Origin of the sequence: Flavihumibacter sp. ZG627 (genome assembly GCF_000814325.1) — a bacterium.
Classification (GTDB): domain Bacteria; phylum Bacteroidota; class Bacteroidia; order Chitinophagales; family Chitinophagaceae; genus Flavihumibacter.
The window spans coordinates 23,503-44,993 of sequence record NZ_JPHF01000006.1 but is presented as its reverse complement, the minus strand read 5'-3'; the positions used below and the strand labels follow the sequence as shown (position 1 = coordinate 44,993).

Annotated in this window: 18 protein-coding genes; 10 read left to right on the top strand and 8 right to left on the bottom strand. The window is 42.3% G+C overall.

Annotation, left to right across the window (positions count from 1 at the left end; genetic code table 11):
• Nucleotides 1-24 precede the first annotated feature (24 nt).
• Together ccsA and HY58_RS12810 are read right to left on the bottom strand one after the other, a co-directional pair.
• Entirely contained in the window at nucleotides 25-2,475 is a 2,451-nt protein-coding gene (gene ccsA, locus HY58_RS12815) for a cytochrome c biogenesis protein CcsA (protein WP_039132591.1), read from the bottom strand.
• A gap of 12 nt (nucleotides 2,476-2,487) precedes the next feature.
• Nucleotides 2,488-2,892 carry a cytochrome c maturation protein CcmE gene (locus HY58_RS12810; RefSeq protein ID WP_039132589.1) on the bottom strand — a complete coding sequence of 135 codons (405 nt, stop codon included), beginning with the start codon at nucleotides 2,890-2,892 and terminating at the stop codon, nucleotides 2,488-2,490.
• A gap of 135 nt (nucleotides 2,893-3,027) precedes the next feature.
• On the opposite strand from HY58_RS12810, the gene HY58_RS12805 reads away from it, so the two are divergent.
• The 6 genes from HY58_RS12805 (at nucleotide 3,028) to HY58_RS12780 (ending at nucleotide 9,234) form a co-directional block, all read left to right on the top strand.
• Nucleotides 3,028-4,068 (top strand): agmatinase family protein, encoded by a 1,041-nt coding sequence (locus tag HY58_RS12805; protein WP_039132587.1) that lies wholly within the window; start codon nucleotides 3,028-3,030, stop codon nucleotides 4,066-4,068.
• A gap of 2 nt (nucleotides 4,069-4,070) precedes the next feature.
• Complete coding sequence (locus tag HY58_RS12800; protein ID WP_039132585.1) at nucleotides 4,071-4,631, top strand: hypothetical protein; 561 nt, start codon at nucleotides 4,071-4,073, stop codon at nucleotides 4,629-4,631.
• Between the two features lie 50 nt (nucleotides 4,632-4,681).
• On the top strand, nucleotides 4,682-5,977 hold the full coding sequence (locus tag HY58_RS12795; protein ID WP_039132584.1) for a radical SAM protein: 1,296 nt from the start codon (nucleotides 4,682-4,684) through the stop codon (nucleotides 5,975-5,977).
• Between the two features lie 8 nt (nucleotides 5,978-5,985).
• Nucleotides 5,986-6,915, top strand: a complete 930-nt coding sequence (locus HY58_RS12790; RefSeq protein WP_052324105.1) for a DMT family transporter — start codon at nucleotides 5,986-5,988, stop codon at nucleotides 6,913-6,915.
• A 96-nt stretch (nucleotides 6,916-7,011) separates the two neighbouring features.
• Nucleotides 7,012-7,884, top strand: a complete 873-nt coding sequence (locus tag HY58_RS12785) for a hypothetical protein (protein ID WP_039132583.1) — start codon at nucleotides 7,012-7,014, stop codon at nucleotides 7,882-7,884.
• Between the two features lie 60 nt (nucleotides 7,885-7,944).
• Entirely contained in the window at nucleotides 7,945-9,234 is a 1,290-nt protein-coding gene (locus HY58_RS12780; protein WP_039132582.1) for a folylpolyglutamate synthase/dihydrofolate synthase family protein, read from the top strand.
• Here the strand turns inward: HY58_RS12780 and HY58_RS12775 are convergent.
• The 4 genes from HY58_RS12775 to fbp form a co-directional block, all read right to left on the bottom strand.
• Entirely contained in the window at nucleotides 9,207-9,782 is a 576-nt protein-coding gene (locus tag HY58_RS12775; protein ID WP_039132581.1) for an NUDIX hydrolase, read from the bottom strand. The two genes, HY58_RS12780 and HY58_RS12775, sit on opposite strands and share 28 nt — an antisense overlap.
• 11 nt (nucleotides 9,783-9,793) lie before the next feature.
• Nucleotides 9,794-10,333 carry a YfiT family bacillithiol transferase gene (locus HY58_RS12770; protein WP_039132580.1) on the bottom strand — a complete coding sequence of 180 codons (540 nt, stop codon included), beginning with the start codon at nucleotides 10,331-10,333 and terminating at the stop codon, nucleotides 9,794-9,796.
• 69 nt (nucleotides 10,334-10,402) lie between these two features.
• The gene (locus HY58_RS12765; protein ID WP_039132579.1) at nucleotides 10,403-10,912 is read right to left on the bottom strand and encodes a CAP domain-containing protein; all 510 of its coding nucleotides are present in this window, start codon (nucleotides 10,910-10,912) and stop codon (nucleotides 10,403-10,405) included.
• Between the two features lie 46 nt (nucleotides 10,913-10,958).
• On the bottom strand, nucleotides 10,959-11,966 hold the full coding sequence (fbp, locus tag HY58_RS12760) for a class 1 fructose-bisphosphatase (RefSeq protein WP_039132578.1): 1,008 nt from the start codon (nucleotides 11,964-11,966) through the stop codon (nucleotides 10,959-10,961).
• A gap of 154 nt (nucleotides 11,967-12,120) precedes the next feature.
• Between fbp and HY58_RS12755 the strand changes: the two genes are divergently transcribed.
• Nucleotides 12,121-13,383, top strand: a complete 1,263-nt coding sequence (locus HY58_RS12755) for an aspartate kinase (protein WP_039132576.1) — start codon at nucleotides 12,121-12,123, stop codon at nucleotides 13,381-13,383.
• On the opposite strand, the gene HY58_RS19635 is transcribed toward HY58_RS12755, so the two are convergent.
• Nucleotides 13,372-14,580, bottom strand: coding sequence for a L,D-transpeptidase family protein (locus HY58_RS19635; protein WP_072037625.1), 1,209 nt, complete (start codon nucleotides 14,578-14,580; stop codon nucleotides 13,372-13,374). The genes HY58_RS12755 and HY58_RS19635 overlap by 12 nt on opposite strands.
• Nucleotides 14,581-14,676: 96 nt before the next feature.
• Nucleotides 14,677-15,801, bottom strand: coding sequence for a 4-hydroxyphenylpyruvate dioxygenase (gene hppD / locus HY58_RS12745; protein ID WP_039132574.1), 1,125 nt, complete (start codon nucleotides 15,799-15,801; stop codon nucleotides 14,677-14,679).
• A gap of 230 nt (nucleotides 15,802-16,031) precedes the next feature.
• On the opposite strand from hppD, the gene HY58_RS12740 reads away from it, so the two are divergent.
• The 3 genes from HY58_RS12740 to HY58_RS12730 all read left to right on the top strand — a co-directional run bounded on the left by HY58_RS12740 (nucleotide 16,032) and on the right by HY58_RS12730 (nucleotide 21,489).
• On the top strand, nucleotides 16,032-17,153 hold the full coding sequence (locus HY58_RS12740) for a 5-(carboxyamino)imidazole ribonucleotide synthase (RefSeq protein ID WP_039132572.1): 1,122 nt from the start codon (nucleotides 16,032-16,034) through the stop codon (nucleotides 17,151-17,153).
• 165 nt (nucleotides 17,154-17,318) lie between these two features.
• Nucleotides 17,319-18,395, top strand: a complete 1,077-nt coding sequence (locus HY58_RS12735) for an efflux RND transporter periplasmic adaptor subunit (RefSeq protein ID WP_052324104.1) — start codon at nucleotides 17,319-17,321, stop codon at nucleotides 18,393-18,395.
• Between the two features lies 1 nt (nucleotide 18,396).
• Nucleotides 18,397-21,489 carry an efflux RND transporter permease subunit gene (locus HY58_RS12730; protein ID WP_039132570.1) on the top strand — a complete coding sequence of 1,031 codons (3,093 nt, stop codon included), beginning with the start codon at nucleotides 18,397-18,399 and terminating at the stop codon, nucleotides 21,487-21,489.
• The last annotated feature ends 2 nt before the right edge of the window (nucleotides 21,490-21,491 follow it).

Genomic DNA, 21,491 nt, shown 5'->3' with positions numbered 1-21,491 from the left:
ACCCGAATAGCTGTTAGTGGTTTGCTAAATTTTATTCACAGCCTTCAGCCTTCCCTGCCGGCTTCGGTAAACTACACTTATACCAAATCCAATTGTCATGAGAATAATGCCCAACCATAAAATATTTATTTGGGGGAATTCATAAACCTTGAGCGCAACAAATGGCACCATTCGATTGCTCTCTTTAACCTGTAGCTCTATTTTCTGATCTGCCATCACCTTGCTAAAACCCAAAGCAATATTCTGTGCATAAACAGTATCAAGTATATACCTGGCCTGATTCCCCTCTACATAAAATACCGGTTGGGCTGTAAAACGGGTTCCTTCTTTTGAATAAACTGTAATAGCAGCCATCAATGCCGTATCAGTGGGCTTAAACTGGTATTTTTTGTTAGAAGGGTTTGGTACAACCTTATCAAGAATAAAGAATCCATTTGAATAATAAACTGTATCCTTTACATTGACCGTGTAACTTTTGAATTGCGCAGTATCCTCACGTTTATCCATATCATCTGCATAGGTGATATAACTAAAAATATCCTTGTTCCAATAATGACGCGCATCCGGATTATTTGAGAATCCTTCCTGCCCTTTTGTATTTCGTATCAGGTTAGGATATAATGAAAATGATTCTGTACTGTCTTTCTTCATCATATCAACCTTATAATAGCTGATATTTCCCGTAGAGTTTGTGCTATCACTATTCACAAAGGTTGCCCAGTATTTTCCCATATCTGTGGCAACACCTTTTATGAGAGTAAGGTTTTCGAGAGATTTTTCTTTAGACCTCTCATCAAATTTGAGGTTTATACCTGTAGTATTATATGATAGCACCTGCTTGTTGGATGATGAGATCAGAATACCAACGAGGCTAAGCCCAAATCCCACATGTGCCACTGATGCACCGGCTGCTTTTAACCTGCCATTCAAACCGATCCATATATAGCTGGCATTAGCAACAACTGAATACACGCTGGCAAAGAATGCCAGATATAACGCTGCCTGGAAACCAATTCCTTTTTTATCATATTCAAGTCCGCTCACCAGGAAAAAAATAAGTGTAATGGCGGCTGCGATGGAAGTAGGAACTAATATCTTTTTTACCCACAATTGGGGAGCTGTTTTTTTGTATTTTAGGTATTGGGTGATTGCTGTTAGTAAGGCAATTACAATTGCAACAAAAACCTGGATCTTGTTGTAGGAGAATTCAATATCTTCAGGGGCAGCTGTAGACTGACCGGTAATTTTATTATAGATAGGATTGAAAGAAGTTTGCCAGGTAATAATTGCTGCACTAAGAAATAAGACTAGAGCACCAATAAACATCCAGAATTCCCTTGAAGATGTTTCCTCTTCTTTTACTATATGGGGGATCTCTTTAAATCTTTTGAAGAATAGAACAAAGGCGGGAATCAGAAATATCAATAAAAATATCAACAACTGGGCGTCCATGCCAAGCCCTGTAAATGCGTGTACTGAACTATCGCCTAAAACCCCGCTTCTGGTTAAAAAAGTTGAATACAGTACCATGCAGAAGCCAAGAATAAAGAACACCTTGGTAGCCCGAAGGGAATGCCCGGTAGCATTATATATAACCTGGGTGTGAATTCCCGCAACAAGTACCAGCCATGGTACCAATGAAGCATTTTCCACAGGATCCCATGCCCAATAACCACCAAATGTTAGAGATTCATAGGCCCATGCGGCCCCCATCATTATACCCAATCCAAGAATCCCAGCTGCAAAAAGACTCCATGGAAGTGCTGGCTTAGTCCATGTATAATCATTTTTCCATAGTCCCGCTACCGCAAAAGCAAAGGGAACAATTGAAGCTGCAAATCCAAGAAACAATACGGGTGGGTGTATTACCATCCAATAATTCTGAAGGAGTTGGTTAAGGCCCTGTCCATCCTGCATTTGTGCAAGGCTCAGATAATCGGCTCGAGCAAATACAGGAGCGTCTGCAAATTTTTCCCTTACCAGTAGAAAAGGATTGCTTCCTATGGAAGTGTCTCCTACATAAACCCCCAGGATAAAGGTTGCCAGGCATAGCTGCATAAATGAGATCACAGCCATTACCGGCGCTTCCCATTTTGTACCCCTGAAAATTAAAAGCGCACCTAATACTGCATGCCAGAGGGTCCATAGCATAAAACTACCCTCCTGTCCCTCCCAAATACATGCAAGGAGGTATTGTGTATTGAGGGAAAGATTACTATGGTTCCATGCATAAAAATACTCGAAGCTGTGCGATGAAATGATATAATAAAGTATTCCGAAAACAGTGAATACAGAAAGGAAATCGATGCCAAATGCTATCCTGGCAAGCTTTCTCCACCGAAGTTCATCGGCGGGGTCAATTGAGTTTGCGGATTTGAAATAGGATATGGTAGCAACTAACGACGACACCAATGCCAGTACTACAAAGAAATGCCCCAGTTGCCCGGGCAACAGGTTTTCACCGATATAATTCATGGGAGAATCAAATTAATTTGAACTCAGATTTTTCTTATTTACTTCAACATCTTCCTTATACTTGGAAGGGCATTTCATGAGCATCTCATCGGCTTCAAACTGGCCATCTTTCATACTTCCTTTCAATACGAGACGCTCACTTTTCTCAAAATCTGTGGGCTTAGCATTGTGATAGATCACAGGGGTTGAGTTGCCCAGCGTATCAATGGCGGTAAACCGCATGTAATTCGGGTTTTTAATGGCATCGTACTCTACGGGCTTGGTTTTGTCCAGTTTTGCAATGAGGTGTACAAATTTTCCCTCTTTTTCACGTGCAGAGGCAACCGTATCATAAGTTGTGAGATCGCCCATAAAGCTGATAAGCACCGCAATAGCTATTGCAATGAAAATCAAGATAATAATGTGTGTCTTTTTCATATTGCGCAGTGTTCCGCCGCAAAGTTAGTCCAAATTGACATTGGGTATTGATTTGTTTATACCATACAACCCTAACTTTTAATTTTGCATCTACCTGCAGCTGTCCTAACTTGCGGCCGTTTTTAATATACAGATATGGACCTCTCCCAGTTCGATGCAAATAGCCTAGGCAACCCCAATCATAACCTTTTTGGACTCCCAACTTCTGAGGAAGATGCGCGCCTGGTAATACTTCCCGTTCCGTGGGAAGTGACAGTGAGCTATAATGCAGGAACAGCAAGAGCCGCAGATAATATCTCCAAAGCAAGTCTTCAGGTTGACCTCTATGATGCCGACTACCACGATATATGGCGCAATGGTTTTTATATGCGAGAGGTAGATAAAAAGATTTTGTTAAAAAGTGATTACCTCCGCAAAGAGGCCGAATTGTACATTGATTATATTTCAAATGGTGAGGAAGTTGAAAGAAATAATTTCATGTGCCGCTCCCTTAAGGAGATCAATGAAGGAAGTAATTTCATGATCAACTGGGTACATGCGCAAACAAAAGAACTCCTTGATAAAGGCAAACTTGTCGCCTTGCTGGGTGGTGACCACAGTACACCTTTCGGTTATATCAAAGCACTAACAGAAAAACATGGCTCTTTTGGCATACTGCAGATAGATGCTCATTGCGACCTTAGAAAGGCCTATGAGGATTTCCGTTATTCGCATGCCAGCATAATGTTTAACGTTCTTGAAGAAATGCCGGGAATTGAAAAGCTGGTTCAGGTTGGGGTACGTGATTATTGTGATGAAGAAATAGATTATATAAGCGCAAGCAAAGGCCGGATTATAACCTATTTCGATAAGCAGATTAGGGAACGCATGTATGAAGGTGAAACCTGGAAAAAAATATCGGATGAAATTGTTGCTGGCCTGCCTCAAAAAGTTTACCTGAGTTTTGATATAGATGGACTAGATCCAAAATTGTGTCCCAATACCGGAACCCCTGTTGCCGGTGGATTTGAAGTTTCACAGGTGTTTTATCTTTTCAAAAAAGTGGTGGAAAGTGGCAGGCAGATCGTTGGGTTTGATCTTAATGAAGTTGGTGTAGGCAACAATGACTGGGATGCCAATGTAGGCGCCCGGGTGCTGTACAAACTTTGCAACATGTTTGTTGCTAATAATCTCTGAGCATGATTTATAAATATGTAGTAACCCTTGAAAATACCAGCCGAAGGCTGGTAGACAGGTTCAGTATATTATTAAGTTCAGCTTCTGTATTACTATTCCTTCTCCAATATCTCAGTTCTGATGATAAACGAATGATGCAATTAATCGGAGCTATTGTAATCGCGCTATTGGTTGGCATTAATATTTTTCGCCTTAAAAAATCGGGGAAATCTGTAACATACAGTTATGCCCTGTTTGTTACTGCCCTTACCTGGGCGAGCATGCCTTATTTTCCATGGCTCAGCGCCCTATTTCTAGTTATGGCGCTTGTAGAAAGACAGGCAAAGAAAAATCTGGAGATCGGTTTCAACGATGACAGGATTGTTTTCAACAGCATCCCAAGAAAGCAATATGATTGGGAGGATTTTACAAATATCATGTTGCGTGACAATCTCCTTACGTTAGATTTTAAAAACAATAAACTCATTCAACGCGAAACTGCTGACGAGGAGGAAGGAGAAGATGATTGCAGCGAAGAGGAATTTAACAACTATTGCCGGGAAAGGATTCATAAATTAGTATGATCGCTCCATCCCTCCATCTCTCCATCCCTCCATTTCACTAACTTTACCAAATGCTAGCACATGCCCCTTATCTCCTTTACTCTGATGGTAAAGGAAATATTTTTGAAGACAATACACTATATGCTACCGGAAGAAGCGGTTGGGATGTTTATCCCGTTCCTGAGGAAGATTGGATTGAATTACCTGAGGGTGGCAATTTATATGAACTTCCGGGAAGAAGAGGTATAGGTATTGATGTTATTACAGGCGAAATGCGCCTCTGTGAAAAAGGATGGGCAGTGGCAGCATTTATTCCTCCTGCACATACAGGATTATTCATTGCCGCATATGAAACTATGCCTGATGCACCAATCCTTCCCTTATTTTGTTATACCGCTGCAGGTTGGGTGGAAGGAAAATTCTTTGTACCTGCCATCCGCATCGAATCTGATATAAGACAGGAATGTGGGGGATTTAATGATAAAAAAATCGAAACGGGGGTATCGCAAATGTTGAAGGCATACCCTCATAATCGCCTGGTTAAGCATCTTGCAGAAAATTGCTGTAATACATATAACTGTCCCGCCGCTCGGAACTATTTTATGGGAAGATGGGAATGCCCCGTACCAGCTTCTCCGGCATGTAATGCCAATTGTGTTGGATGTATATCTTTACAGCCTGATGAAGAGCCTATTGTATCAACCCAGGACCGCCTGACCTTTAGGCCAACCCCTGAAGAAATAGTGGAATATACTGTCCCCCACCTTGAATCAGCACCTTTCCCTCTTATCAGTTTTGGCCAGGGCTGTGAAGGCGAACCACTATTGGTTTGGGAGACCATGAGAGATGCCATAATTGAGATCAGAAAACATACAGACAAAGGAAGTATTAATATAAATACCAACGGATCAAAACCTGATGCTGTAAAGGCCTTATGTGAAGCGGGATTGAACAGTATTCGGGTAAGCACAAATTCTGCGCGGAGAGAGGTATATATGCCTTATTACCGACCAAATAATTATGATTTCGATGATATTGTTGAAAGCCTGAAAGTGGTCAGGAGCTTTGGGGGATGGACCAGTATTAATTATTTTGTTTTTCCAGGCATGACGGATAGTGTTGCAGAATATGAGGCGCTAAGGGAGCTAATCATTGATACCGACCTCTGCATGATCCAATGGCGGAATTTCAATATTGATCCAGACTGGTACCTTGGTAAAATCGGCGCCACAGATACTGGTGAATGCCTGGGTGTTAAACAGCTGATGGAACTAATAAGCGAGGAATTTCCAAACCTGAAATTCGGCTACTACAATCCGCCTATGGAAAGGATCAGGGGTAGATTCGAACTGGATTTTGCCCATTAAGCCCTTGCATGACAAAATTGGAATCGGAAAAAAGCCCACGCAGACTTCTGCTTACCGGTGCAGCGCTTGCCGTGCTTGCAACCGTTATCTGGAGTGGTAATTTTATTGTTGCACGCGGCATCATACATAATATCCCACCAATAGCACTTGCGTTCTTCAGATGGCTGGCGGCTTCCTTATTAATTCTGCCTCTTGCATGGAAACAAATAGCTGTTGAATGGCCGATCGTAAGGCGTAATTTCTTCTATTTTTTCTGGTCTGCATTAACGGGAGTTTCGCTCTTCAACACATTAGTTTATATTGCAGGTCACTATTCCCCAGCTATAAATCTTGCGCTCATAGGAACCACCTCCTCCCCGGTTATAGCCATAATTCTTGCAAGGATTTTTCTGAAAGAAAAAGTGACCTTATTGCGATTTTCCGGACTTGCCTTATGCATTACCGGTATATTATATCTTTTATCGGCAGGGAGTTTACAACGTTTAATTGCATTGGAGTTCGGAAAAGGTGATGCGTGGGTATTATTGGGTGCTCTTGCTTTTGCCATTTATAATATTCTGGTTCGGAAGAAACCTGCCGGAATAAGTGCGCAGAATTTTCTCTTCACCATTTTTACTTTTGGCACCCTTATGTTATTACCTGCCTGGTTGTACGAATCCGCTTATAGTGCTCCGATAGAGTGGAATGGACATCTTATCAGTGTAGTGCTCTATCTTGGACTTGGCACTTCAGTTATCGCATTTTTATGTTGGAATGCTGCGATCGTAAGGCTTGGAGCTGCGCGCACCGCCCTGTTTGGCAACCTGATACCAATTTTCAGCAGTCTTGAGGCTTTGTGGATATTGAATGAGAAAATCACGATGATTCATATCACAAGTGGATTGTTAGTTGTAGGGGGATTGCTGATCGCCAATTTATCCCTTAAAAAAGGACGATGATTTTTAACAAATATTAGCCGCAATTCTCGCAACTAAGCCTGTTATTTGTACTTGTACGGCAAAGAATTGTACATTTACTATGCTAACCCGATCACTATGACCGCTGAATTTGAAGTACAGAAAAATCTGAAGGCAGGAGGCTATACAGCCGGCGTGATGCTGCTGCTGATGTTGATATTATTCTTCATCAAATTCTCTCTTCCAACAATTCCACCGCCTCCCATTGAAGATGGAATTGAAGTGAACCTGGGGAATAGCGATGAAGGATTAGGAGATGACCAGCCTATGTCTCCAGAAAGTCCGGCTCCAGCTGAACAACCTAACTATTCTCCTCCTGCAAATACTACTGCTGCAGATGATGCGCGTGATATTGAAACTGACGACAGTGATGAAGAGGCACCAACCGTGAAACCACCAGCAGTTGCAAATCCTAAGGCAACCAAGATTCCTGAAAAAGAAGTAGCCGTCAAACCAAGGCCGGCTGCAAAAACGCCCGTTTCTAATCCAGTGCCCGCCCCACCCAAACCGAAAGCAGTATTTAAAGGTGTATCTGGAACAGGTACTGGTGGTAATGAGGCCGACACATATAAGAAAGGCGGCAACCAGGGTATAGCTGGCGGGTCTGGAGATCAGGGAAAACCAGGTGGTGATCCTAACTCAACCAATTACGAAGGAAATGGAGGTACAGGTAAATCCGGAGTATCCATTTCCAGGGGATTATCGGGTCGTCGTATTACAAGTTTCCCTTCCTTTGAAGATGACTTTAATCAGAATGCAAAAGTTGCTGTTGATATTCGGGTGGATGCAGCAGGAAAAGTAATTTCTGCTGTTTATCAGCCTCGTGGTTCAACCACATCAAATAGCAATATGAAGGCCATTGCTGTACGTAAAGCAATGCAATTGAAATTCAATGCGGGTGGGGATGAACAGATCGGCACCATAATCTTCAATTTCAGGTTAAAAAATTAGCCTGTTCACTGTATCAAAGAAATCGCCATTTGCATTTGATGATGAATTAGTTTTACAGGGATGAATTACGCCCAAACTATCGATTACCTTTTTACACGACTCCCTATGTTCAGCAAACAGGGAGCAGGTGCTTACAAAAAAGACCTTCACAATATTATTGAACTTGAGTCCGCTAACGGCAATCCCCATACGCAATTCAAATCCATTCATATTGCAGGAACTAATGGGAAAGGATCAACCAGCCATATGATCGCCGCCATTCTTCAGGAAGCAGGTTATAAGACCGGACTCTATACCTCCCCCCATCTCAAAGATTTCCGCGAAAGAATCCGTATTAACGGGGAGATGATTCCGGAATCAACTGTTATATCATTTACAGAAAAAATGAGGCCCTTTATTCCCGTTATTGAGCCTTCCTTCTTTGAGATCTCTGTAGCCATGGCCTTTGATTGGTTTGCTTCATCTGAAATTGATATTGCCGTAATAGAGGTTGGACTGGGTGGACGTTTAGACAGCACCAATATTATCAGACCAATATTATCGGTGATCACTAATATTGGTTACGACCATATGAATATTCTGGGTGATACGCTTGAAAAAATTGCTGTGGAAAAAGCAGGTATTATCAAAGAATCTATTCCTGTCATCATTGGAGAAGTTATTCCTGAAACCAAGGAGATATTTGAAGAAACAGCAAAGGAGAAAAATTCACCCTTATTTTATGCTGAAAAATTGCAGGAGGTCGTGAACTGGCAATATGAGGACCACCGGCTATCCATCACTGTTAAGGAAAGGGGGCACGACGATGCGCAACATTATTATCCTGAACTTAGTGGCTTTTACCAGACAAAAAATATAAGAACGGTACTTCAGTCCATCCGTTTCCTTCAGCAGGAAGGATGGCATATTGAGGAGAAAGCAATCCATAATGGCCTCGCTAATACCAGGAAACTAACAGGGCTTCATGGGCGTTGGGAGAAAATCGCGGATGACCCCACTATTATCCTTGACGTGGCACACAATGTAGATGGCATCAAAGTGATTCTGAATCAACTGGAACTCACAAGTTTTACAAGGCTGCATATTGTTATAGGTATGGTTAAAGACAAGGATGTAACAAAAGTTCTTACTATGCTTCCAAAGAATGCAATCTATTATTTCACCCAGGCGCAGATCCCAAGAGCAATGCCAGCAGACAGGCTGCAGGAAATGGCAGATATTTTTTCACTCAAGGGTAAAATATACAACGAAGTAAACCTGGCATTAAAAGCAGCCAAAAATGCTGCATCACCTAAGGACCTCATACTGGTAAGTGGATCAGTTTATGTTGTTGGTGAAGTGATCCCCTGATTGTTGAAAGTAATCTGCCCCATTTTCAGAAGTGCATAGAAAATACAGTTAACATGAAGCGATTGCTTAATATCACCCCGCAAAAGCATTTCTTTTAAATCATCAATACTTATCTCCACAACTTCAATCTCTTCATTGTGATCAAGCATTTGGTCCTGCTGCTTCACTCCTCCCCTTGCAAGAAACAGTTCAGTATAGTTATTAAGGACCCCTGGATTGGCAGCAACCCTGCCAAGAGGCTCAATAGATTGAAAAGAATATCCAGTCTCTTCTAGCAATTCACGGTTCATTCCAATAGCGAAATCTTCTCCAGGATCAATAAACCCACCTGGTGTTTCGAGGATTACTTCCCCGATAGGATGCCTGTATTGTTTAACCATGATCACCCTGTTATCGGTAGTTAAAGCTAGTGCAGTTGCCGATGTAGGCAGTTCTACCACAAAATAGGGATCTACGATGGTTCCATCATCGCGTTGACATTTATCTCTCCTTGCAGTAAAATAGATATGATTTGAAATATAGTCTGACGAAAGCGTTTTCCAGAACATGAATAATTATTTTATTTCCATCCTTCCCTTTCCCTCAATCTGGTAATATGTGCCACGTGGTGCTTACCATGCCATGCATACATACCCAATAGATTCCACAGGGTAAATTCCTTTTTGTGTTCAGGATGAAAGACAGTTCTGCTATTATATGTGCTCTCATCAAGCTTTCTGATACAACTAAACCAACGTGCATGCAAAGCGTGAAGTAATGTAAGGGAAATATTAATCGGCAGATCAGATACATCATCAAGTTTTGCCCATGCCGCCTCATCATAAGGCTTGATAACAGGGTTCTGTTCTGTCAGGGAAAGTTTAAAGCGTATCAAAGCATTCATATGACTGTCGGCCACATGATGAACAACCTGCTGAACCGTCCAGCCACCATCCCGATATGGAGTATGAAGTTGGTTCTCATCCAGGTTTAATACCGCATGCTCTAATAATTGTGGCAGATACCGTATATCGTTAAGCCAATCATGTAATTGCCTTTCTGAATATGGCTGCTCCTCATATTTGCCAATAGGATAGCGCAGGTCTTCACTTGTATGCATAAAATAAGAATGAAAAAGCAAATCTACGTTATTCCAAAACCTGTATGCTTTAATGAGGAATGATTGTACTTAATTTTTCAATGCAAATAGTTGAGTATAATAAACAGTTCCTTTGGCGTCCTTTGAAACACCTATACCTGTGAGATTGAACCTTCCTTCGATATTCCGGCGATGCGGAGTGCTTTTTAACCATGTTTGAACCACTTCACGGGCAGAATATCTTCCGAAGGCAACATTTTCTGCGGAATTACTAACCCCACCAAGCCTTTTACCGATCCGGGCAACCCTGGTTTCAAAGCCACTGTGACCAAAAGCCACCTGTTTACTTGCCATACGCTGGCTGTGCAGTGAAGCCTCTGTTTCAACGATACTATTCGTTTTCAAGGGTTGTAGACCTTTAGTTTTACGATGTCGATTCACCTCAGCCAGTATACCCGCTTCAATGGAGGAAAGGGAAACCCTGGCAGGTGCTGTAGTTTCTGTTTTAGTGGTAGTACGGGTTGTGGTAGTACGCGAAGGCTTGCACGACCATAGAAACAGTATAAGTATAAATCCGGTAACAATTCTATAATACGGCATAGGATACTAATTTACTATGCGTCAGCAAGTATTGTACCATAATGAACTATAAGCAAGCTTCCAGTTCCTCCATCATTCCCTTACTGCCTACAAAAAAAGGAGATCGCTGATGAAGATCTGACGGTTCAATATCCAATACCCGCATTTCGCCATTGGTTGCCTTCCCGCCGGCAACTTCAATTATAAAGGCAAAGGGATTGCATTCGTACAGGAGCCTCAACTTGCCTTTTGGTTTATCAGACATTCCCGGGTACATAAAAATACCACCCTTTATCAGGTTACGATGAACATCGCTGACCATACTACCTATATAACGTTGCGTGTAAGGCCCGCCGTTATCCTTATTCTTCTGCTGGCATAATGTAATATATTTCCTTACACCTTCACTGTAGAGGAAAAAATTACCATGATTAACGGAATAAATCTTGCCGAACTCAGGGCATATCATATTGGGGTGACTCAGGCAGAACTCGCCAATGGATGGATCGAGTGTAAAGCCATTAACACCTCTGCGCGTGGCATATACAAGCATGGTGCTGCTGCCATAAATAACATATCCCGCCGCTACTTGTTTTATACCGGGTTGAAGGAAATCTTCTTTGGTACAGGGTTTTCCCAACTCACTTGTTCTGCGATAAACAGAAAATATAGTTCCGATCGATACGTTCACATCAATATTTCCACTTCCATCCAATGGATCAAAAAGAACGACGTATTTACTCTGATTACTTACCTCATCATCAAAGATCACTATATCATCCATTTCTTCACTACCAATACCCGCGCAGCTTATACCGTGACGAAGTACCCCCATCATTTGATTATTAGCAAAAATATCCAGCTTCTTTACTTCTTCTCCCTGCACATTAACACTGCCATAATCGCCGAGAATATCAACAAGTCCGGCTTTATTCACTTCCACATTAATCCTCTTGGCGGCAAGGCCAATATCGCGCAAAAGGCTGCTAAGTTCACCGGTGGCTTTTGGGAAATTGCGAAGTTGCTGAATGGTGAATTCATCAAGGGTCAGGACTTGCCTGTTTACAATACTCATATGTGCAATCGTTAGGTGCGCAAAGAAACAAAAAAAAGCAGATTGTAGCTTGCAGATTGAAGATTAGGCCCCAATTTCGCAATCATCATAGATAAGTTGACGGTTATCCCTAATAACCTTAACTGATCAATGTTTAATCAGTAATCTTAAACATATGCGTGTTTTTAAGTTCGGAGGGGCCAGCGTAAGTAATGTAGAGCGAATAAAGCAGGTAGCAGAAATTCTTAAACAGGAAGCAAATGATGAATTGCTCATCGTTATATCCGCGATGGGAAAAACTACCAACGCGCTGGAAAAGGTTGCTGAAAATTTTTACATGGGCAAAAAAGAAGACGCGCTTCAATTATTCAACCAGGTAAAGCAACAGCACCTTACCATTTCCAAATACCTCCTGGTTAAAGAATGGCTAAGCTGTGAACAACTTTTGAATAATTTTTTCACTGAGGTAGAATGGCTTCTGCATGATAAACCCGTGAGGGAATATGATTATTATTATGACCAGATTGTATGTGTTGGCGAAATGCTCTCTACTGCAATTGTAAGTGCCTATCTGAATGAATCCGGTATTTCCAATAAATGGATCGATGTACGTGATATAATCAGAACCGATGACAATTTCAGGGATGCTAATATTGACTGGGCATTCACAATCCAACAGGTGCAGCAACTTCTGCCACCCCTATATCAAAAAAGTAAAATTGTAATAACGCAGGGCTTTGTAGGAGCTACCGATGAAAATGAAAGTACTACTCTTGGTCGGGAGGGAAGCGATTATACAGCGGCTGTTTTTGCCAACATAATGGGGGCTGGAAGCCTCACAATATGGAAAGATGTAGTAGGTGTGATGAATGCAGATCCTAAACAATTTCCCGAAGCCCGGCTTATTCCTGAACTGAATTATGTAGAGGTGATAGAGATGGCATATTATGGTGCCCAGGTCATACATCCCAAGACAATCAAACCACTTCAAAACAAGGGTATTCCATTGTATGTAAAAAGTTTTCTCGATCCATTGCTACCCGGAACAGTAATACACGAAGGTGTTGTAAAAAAACTTCCGCCGATCATCGTAATAAAAGAAAACCAGGTAATGATTCAGCTCAGTTCAAAGGATTTTTCTTTTGTGGGTGAAAAACCGGTGGGCATCCTGTATCATCTCTTCGAAGAACTGGCACTAAAACCGACCATTACGCAGAATGGCGCAATCAGTTTTACCTGTTCGATGGATGACAGGCCAGAAAAAATTCAGCAACTCGCACACCAGGCTTCCGAAATATTTGATGTTACTGTAGAAAAAGGATTGAAGCTCCTAACCATACGCCATTACGAACCCACGCTTCTTGAAAAACTAACAGAAAACCATAAAATAGTTTTGCAGCAGCAGACCCCTGAAACAGTTCAGGTGTTAATGAGATAGCGCACTCACTACTGAAGTGGCAGACTTGGCTTCTACAACGATCGTTTGTTTTAACTTCATCGGTACATCCTTACCTTCCCTTATGGCAGGTTTCCAATCGGGCATCATTTCCAATGCGTCAAGGAGGTTCTCATTCAACAAATCATTACCGCCTTTAAGGATGCGGGGATTTAGTACTTTACCTTTCTGGTCTACAATAAATTCAACAAGTACATAGGCACTATGCTCCTCTTCATTTAAGAAAGGAACAAGATCGTTATTCAGTTTTTTCAGGTAATCTCGGAAAGCATCAGACCCACCAGGATACTCAGGAAGCTTATGAACAGTATTAGGAATTTCATTCTCGTTAAAAGGAACTTTCTTTCGGACTTTTTTCACAACGGGTGTTATTATAACATTCCGCTCTCCTATTGGTAAAGATTTTTTCACTTCTTCATCTGTCACGTATTCGCCTTTATTGTTAACCAAAATGACCGGAATCTTCTTATACTTTTCGAAATAATAAAATACCTCTTTCAGGCTGGTTGCCAGAGGGGTATAATCAGAAAAATCGCGTACATACCGGTTAAGGTATTCGGTACTACGTTTCACATTGAACCTGACAGGAAATATATGAACAGGAATAAAATCCTGGCCCTGGCTTTTTGCATGCGTGGCAAGAACATAAAGTTCTTCGATCTGAGCATCCATAATTGGTATGCAACCTGTAGTTACACAACTACCATGAATATAGATATCACCACCCGGCTGGATGGCATCACTCAGGTAACGATCGGAAGCATTCGGATAATTCAAACCCAATGAAAGATGAAATTCGCTGCGGGGATTAAATTCATTGATATGATAAAAGCCTTCTGGAACCTGGAAATCGCCTTCCATTCTTTTAGGACCAAGGGTTCCTGCCATAGCGCAGACCTTATAAGTTTTAAAATGCTGGAATGGTTTACCCGCTTCACCTTTAACCCAAACTTCGAGCTGACTGTCATATTTAAAGGATCGGAGATAGATATATTTGGCAGGCCACTGCAGTCCCTTTTCCCTGAATTGTTTGGCAAGTGTATCCTCTTTTTTACGGAGAATATCATTCACGCGGGGAAAGTTGCGCTGTGATTCAGCAAAGCCGGGCTGGTAAGCCATTTGTGACATGCCGGCAATAACAGCTGTAAGCAAACCAATAAGGAGGAAGATTCTTTTCATAGTACAGTCTGGATGGCACTAAAATAACACAAAGAATCGGTAAAACTGGCATAAAAATCCCCCTTCGAAGAGGGGGATTACAATAATAACCATTTGTTACAAGTTTCCTCTCATTTCCTGTTCGCGCTCAATGGCCTCAAATAAGGCCTTGAAATTGCCCTTTCCAAAACTCTTAGCACCCTTTCGCTGGATAATTTCAAAGAATAAAGTTGGCCTGTCCTCCACAGGCTTAGTGAATATCTGGAGCAGGTAACCTTCTTCATCACGATCGATCAAAATGCCCAGCTCTCTTAACGGCTGAAGGTCTTCATCAATTTTACCAACCCTGTCGAGCACTTCATCGTAATAGGAACCTGGTACTTTCAGGAATTCAACACCCCTGTTGCGTAAAGCAGTTACTGTTTCAATAATATTATTTGTTGCCAGAGCAACATGCTGGCATCCCTCCCCATCATAAAAATCGAGATACTCCTCCACCTGGCTTTTCTTCTTCCCTTCAGCAGGTTCGTTAATAGGAAATTTAACATATCCGTTTCCGTTTGACATCACCTTACTCATCAGTGCAGAATATTCTGTGGAAATGTCTTTATCATCAAAGCTGAGTATGTTTCGGAAGCCCATGATATTCTCATAAAAATCAACCCATTTATTCATCTGGTTCCATCCAACATTACCCACGCAATGATCAACATACAAGAGACCGGTTTCGGCAGGATTATAGTCTGACTTCCACGGCATGTAACCAGGAAGAAAAGTTCCTGAATAATTCTTCCGCTCCACAAACAAGTGCACGGTATCGCCATAAGTATGAATTCCACTGGTTACAACTTCCCCCGAATCATCTTTCATCCTGCGCGGCTCCTGATAAGAAATAGCCCCACGGCCGGTGGTTTCTTCCCATGCCTTTTTTGCATCATCTACCATCAGGGCAAGAACTTTAACTCCATCACCATGCTTATAAATATGATCGGCGATGGCGTTGTTGGCCCGCAAGGGAGTAGTGAATACAAAAGTTAGTTTATGCTGGCGTACCGCGTAACTGGCTGTTTCTCTTATACCGGTTTCAGGGCCTGCATAAGCAAGGCTCTGGAAGCCAAAGGCTGTTTTATAGAAATGGGCAGCCTGCTTTGCATTGCCCACATAGAATTCAACGTAATCAGTTCCCTGCAAAGGCAGAAAATCAGTAGCAGCGTGTTGCTGTAATTTGGTGAGAACGGACATGGAAAAATATTTGAGGATGGTTTACAATTTCGATCAGATCAAGGCGAGTGGTAAGTAAATTACTCGCCCTTGCCTCTTTCCATTGCCAGGGATTCCATCAGCAGGCAATAATGCTGGCGGAGATCAGGGAATAATTTATGGGGATAATCGGGAACCATAACTCAAAACTAACGAATGTTTGTATAATAATAGAGTAGCATCAAAGCCGAACCATTCCTTATTTTTGGCGCATGAAAAAAGTCGGTATCCTCGGCGGGGGGCAATTGGGTCGGATGTTATTACAGGAAGCTGCAAATTTTCCGGTGGAAACCTGGGTGATGGAAAATGATGCTGCCTGCCCGGCTGCACATCTCTGCCATCATTTTACACTTGGCGATATCCGTAATTTTAATGATGTATATGAATTCGGTAAACAACTGGATGCCATCACCATAGAAATTGAATCGGTTAACGTTGATGCCCTCGAGAAACTGGAAGCGGAAGGCGTAACAGTAATACCCCGACCATCGGCTTTGAGGATCATAAAAAACAAGATCCGTCAGAAAGAATTTTACCAGGCAAATGGAATCCCGACTGCAAATTTTGTAACAGTCCAAAACCAGTTGGAACTGGAACAACATATTGCGTTTCTTCCCGCAGCCCAAAAACTTGGCGAAGGTGGTTATGATGGAAAAGGAGTTCAGCTATTGCATAAACCCGATGAACTTCCACTTGGTTTTGATGCTCCCAGTATATTAGAGAAAAAAGTGGATATCGAGAAGGAGATCGCTATCCTTGTAGCAATTAATAAGAAAGGAGAAAGCGCGCTATACCCGCCTGTTGAGATGGTATTTGATCCTTACCTGAATTTACTCGACCTGCAACTGGCACCTGCAGATCTTAAAGAACAGCAGATATGGCGAATTGAAGCTATTGCCCACAAACTAGCCAAATCACTGGATTCGCCCGGACTCTTTGCAGTAGAACTTTTTGTAGACAGGAATGGCGAAGTTCTTGTGAATGAAACCGCACCACGCGTTCACAACAGCGGACATCATACTATTGAAGCACATTTCACATCTCAGTATGAAATGATGTGGAGGTTATTACTCGATTACCCGCTGGGCCCAACAGCAGCACTGATGCCATCTTCGCTCGTTAATCTGATCGGGGAAAAAGATCATAGTGGTCCCGTTGTATATGAAGGCTTAGAAGAGGTGATGGCGATGGATGGTGTTTATATTCATCTATATGGAAAAAAAGAAACCCGGCCGGGAAGAAAAATGGGCCATGTGACCATACTGGGAAATGATAAACATGACCTGGTCAGAAAGGCACACCAGGTGAAAAGAACCCTTAAAGTTATCTCCTGACTCCATTAGGATGCCAGGATTGCCTTTCATAAAGTCCAAATGCCACTCATATACTGTAATAAACCTTTCGCATTTAATTTGATTAAAGCCTTCAGGGCTAAACTTTCACAGCGTTAAATCTGTTAATTTTACCATTGTTCCAACCTTAATCAAGAAACACAGACAATGGCATTTGTACGATCCACGCCTATAATAGCGCTTATTCTGTTCGGAATCATCAGTATGGCTTCCTGTAAATCGAAGGATGAAAAAAAAATTAAGGCCCCTGTTTCCGGTGGCCCTCAGCGAACTGCACAACCCACGCGGGTTGAAGCCTATTTAGTAAAGCCATCATCGGTTAGTGAAAAGATAGAAGTTCCTGGAAATATTCTTCCCTATGAGGCAACTGAACTTCGTCCGGAAGTAAGTGGCCGCATCACACAACTCAATATCCGCGAGGGACAGAATGTTGGCAAAGGCACTCTGCTGGTAAAACTATATGACGGTGACCTGCAGGCGCAATTGCAAAAACTTAAAGTTCAACTTGATATTTATGAAAAAACAGCAGAGCGGCTTGAGGCACTTTTAAAGATCGATGGTATAAGCAAGCAGGAATATGATCTGAGTATTTTGCAGGTAAGCAATGTTAAAGCCGATATAGAATTAATTCGCACGTCAATTGCAAAAACGGAAATTCGTGCTCCTTTCAGTGGTCGTTTAGGTCTTCGCAGTGTGAGCATGGGTGCATATATAACTCCTGCCACCCTTATTACTACAATCCGTCAGGAAAACCAGCTCAAGCTTGAATTCACAGTACCGGAAAAATACAGCAGTAAGATCAGTGCCGGAAAAAATGTGGCGTTTACTATGGAAGGATTGAACAAAAATATCCTGGCCAGGGTTATCGCAACAGAGGAAGCTGTAACAGAAGATACCAGGAGTCTTCGCATTCGCGCGGTCATTTTGGGAAAAGATCCCAAACTCATCCCAGGTGCATTTGCAAAAGTATTACTTGATTTCGGTGAAGATAAAAGTGCGCTGATGGTTCCCTCACAGGCAGTGATACCACAGGCCCGTTTTAAAAAGGTTATTGTTTACAGGGGTGGTAATGCATCTTTTGAAACCGTTACTACCGGGGTACGCGATTCTACCAGTGTACAAATCACTTCCGGCCTGAATGTTGGGGATACTATCATCACCACCGGACTACTGTCGATCAAACCGGAAGGCAAGCTCGAAATAATCAAAATGAACCAGGAATAAGATGAATATATCTGAACTGAGTTTAAGAAGGCCCGTATTGGCCATAGTGCTGAATATTGTTATAATAGTATTTGGCCTTATCGGGTATAAATTTTTGGGTGTACGCGATTATCCGGCAATTGATCCACCAATTGTAAATGTGCGTACATCTTACCCGGGTGCCAATGCAGATATTATCGAATCCCAGATCACCGAACCGCTTGAGAAGGCTGTAAATGGTATTGCTGGTGTAAAAAACATTACGTCGAGCAGCAGCCAGGGAACAAGTAATATTACCGTTGAGTTCGAACTCTCTATCGACCTTGAAGCTGCGGCTAATGATGTACGTGATAAAGTGTCGCAGGCGAGCAGGTCGCTCCCTGATGACCTTGACGCACCTCCTGTTGTTTCCAAAGCAGATGCCAGTTCTGATTTCATCCTGGCCATGACGGTCCAGAGTAATACAAGAAACCAGTTACAGGTTACAGAATATGCAACCAATAACCTGCTTGAAAGATTACAAACTATTCCGGGTGTAAGCGGAATACAGATATGGGGTGAAAAAAGATATGCCATGCGTATATGGTTTGATCCCTCCAAACTCTCGGCATACGGCCTCACTCCCGCCGATATTCAAACGGCCCTCAGGGCCCAGAATATTGAATTGCCTTCAGGTAAGATCTCTGGCAATGCCACTGAACTTTCAGTAAGAACATTTGGTCTCCTTAATACAGAGGAAGAATTCAATAATATAATTATCAGAAATACGGGTGGTACTGATATCAGGTTGAAAGATATCGGGGAAGCAGTACTTGGCCCCGAAAACGAAGAAACGATATTAAAAGAAAGTACCATCCCCATGATAGCCCTGGCTATTATTCCACAGCCAGGGTCAAATTATGTGGCCATCAGTGATGAATTCTATAAACGATATGAACAGATAAAAACGGAAATTCCTTCAGACCTCACTACTGATATTGCCCTCGACCAGACGAAGTTTATAAAACGTTCCATCCTTGAAGTGGAGGAAACTTTACTGATTGCCATTATTCTGGTTATCCTGATCATTTATTTCTTTTTCCGCGACTGGATAATTGCCATCCGGCCATTGATTGATATCCCCGTATCGCTAATTGGCGCCTTCTTTATCATGTACCTGTTTGGATTCACCATCAATGTTCTCACCCTGCTTGCCATTGTACTTGCAACTGGTCTGGTTGTGGATGATGGTATTGTTGTGACAGAAAACATATTCAAGAAGATGGAAAAAGGAATGGGTAAATGGCAGGCAGCGAGAGAAGGTTCCAAGGAAATCTATTTTGCTGTTATTGCAACTTCCATCACACTTGCAGTAGTATTTCTTCCGATCGTTTTTCTTGAGGGATTCGTTGGACGGCTTTTCCGCGAATTTGGCATTGTGGTAGCCGGTGCAGTTTTGATATCTGCATTTGTATCCCTTACTCTAACCCCGGTATTGAACGTAAAATTAACACGGAAAAAACATAAGCACTCCTGGTTCTATAATAAGACCGAACCTTTTTTCAGGGGTATGGAAAATGGCTATCGCAGAACCCTTTCTGCGTTTATGCGTGTTCGTTGGTTCGCGTTTGTGATCATTGCGATATGTTTTGCCATCATCTATTTTATTGGCAGCAATATGCAATCGGAACTTGCTCCCATGGAAGATCGCAGCCAGTTCCGTTTATCAGTAACCGCACCTGAAGGAACGGCATTTGATTATATGGATCGTTATATGGATCGTATAGGGCAGTTTGTTCTGGATAGTGTTCCGGAAAAGAAAGTAATGATAACGGTAACCGCACCTGGGTTTACCGGATCGGGATCTGTGAATACCGGCTTTTTAAGGATGCTACTCGTGGATCCAGAAGAAAGGGTGCGCAGCCAGCAGGAGGTCGTTGACATGGTTAACCGAAATCTTCCGCGTTTTAATGAAGGACGCGCATTTGCCATACAGGAGCAGACAATTCAGGTGAATCGCCGGGGAGGACTGCCGGTACAGTTCGTGATACAAAACGTAAACTTTGAAAAGATCCGTGAAGTGCTTCCCAAGTTTTTGGATGAAGCCAATAAAAGTGTTGTATTTCAGGGCGTGGACGCAGATCTGAAATTCAATAAGCCTGAATTGAGGGTGAACATAGATCGTATGAAAGCCAGCCAGCTTGGCATTTCTATTGAAGATGTATCCTCCACACTCCAACTGGCATTAAGCAATCGAAGGCTTGGATATTTTACCAAGGATGGCAAGCAATACCAGGTTATTGGACAGCTTGCCAGGAACGATCGGGATGAACCAACGGATCTCAAAGCTGTGTATGTTCGTAACAGCAGAGGTGAAAGTATATCACTTGATAATATCGTATCATTTGAAGAAGAGACTACCCCTCCTACTATATATCATTTTAACCGATATAAGTCAGCAACAGTTTCGGCAGGCCTCGCACCCGGCAAAACAATTGGTGATGGTATCCAAGAAATGCAGGCCATTGGTAACCGCTTGCTTGATGATAGTTTCAGCACTTCCCTTTCTGGTTCTTCACGCGATTTTGCAGAGAGTGCAAGTAATACCAGCTTTGCATTTTTGCTGGCCCTGGGATTGATCTTTCTAATTCTGGCTGCACAATTTGAAAGTTTCATTGATCCTTTTATCATCATGATCACTGTTCCTCTTGCCATTGCTGGAGCACTATTATCTCTGTGGATATTTGACCAGACCATCAATATCTTTTCACAGATCGGTATGATCATGCTTATAGGACTGGTAACAAAGAACGGTATCCTTATAGTTGAATTTGCCAACCATAAGCGCATTGAAGGGCTCGGGCGCACTCCAGCGGTGATTGAAGCGGCCGTAAGCCGACTAAGGCCTATCCTGATGACCAGCCTGGCAATGTCACTCGGAGCACTTCCACTGGCATTATCACTTGGAGCGGCCTCCACCAGCAGGATACCATTAGGGATTGTTATTGTAGGGGGTATTATGTTCTCTCTGATACTAACACTCTATGTGATACCGGCAATGTATTCTTATATGTCAACCCGCAAAAGCGCGCAAAGCGAACTGGATTCAGCTGTTACAGTACCCGTATCAGCATAAAC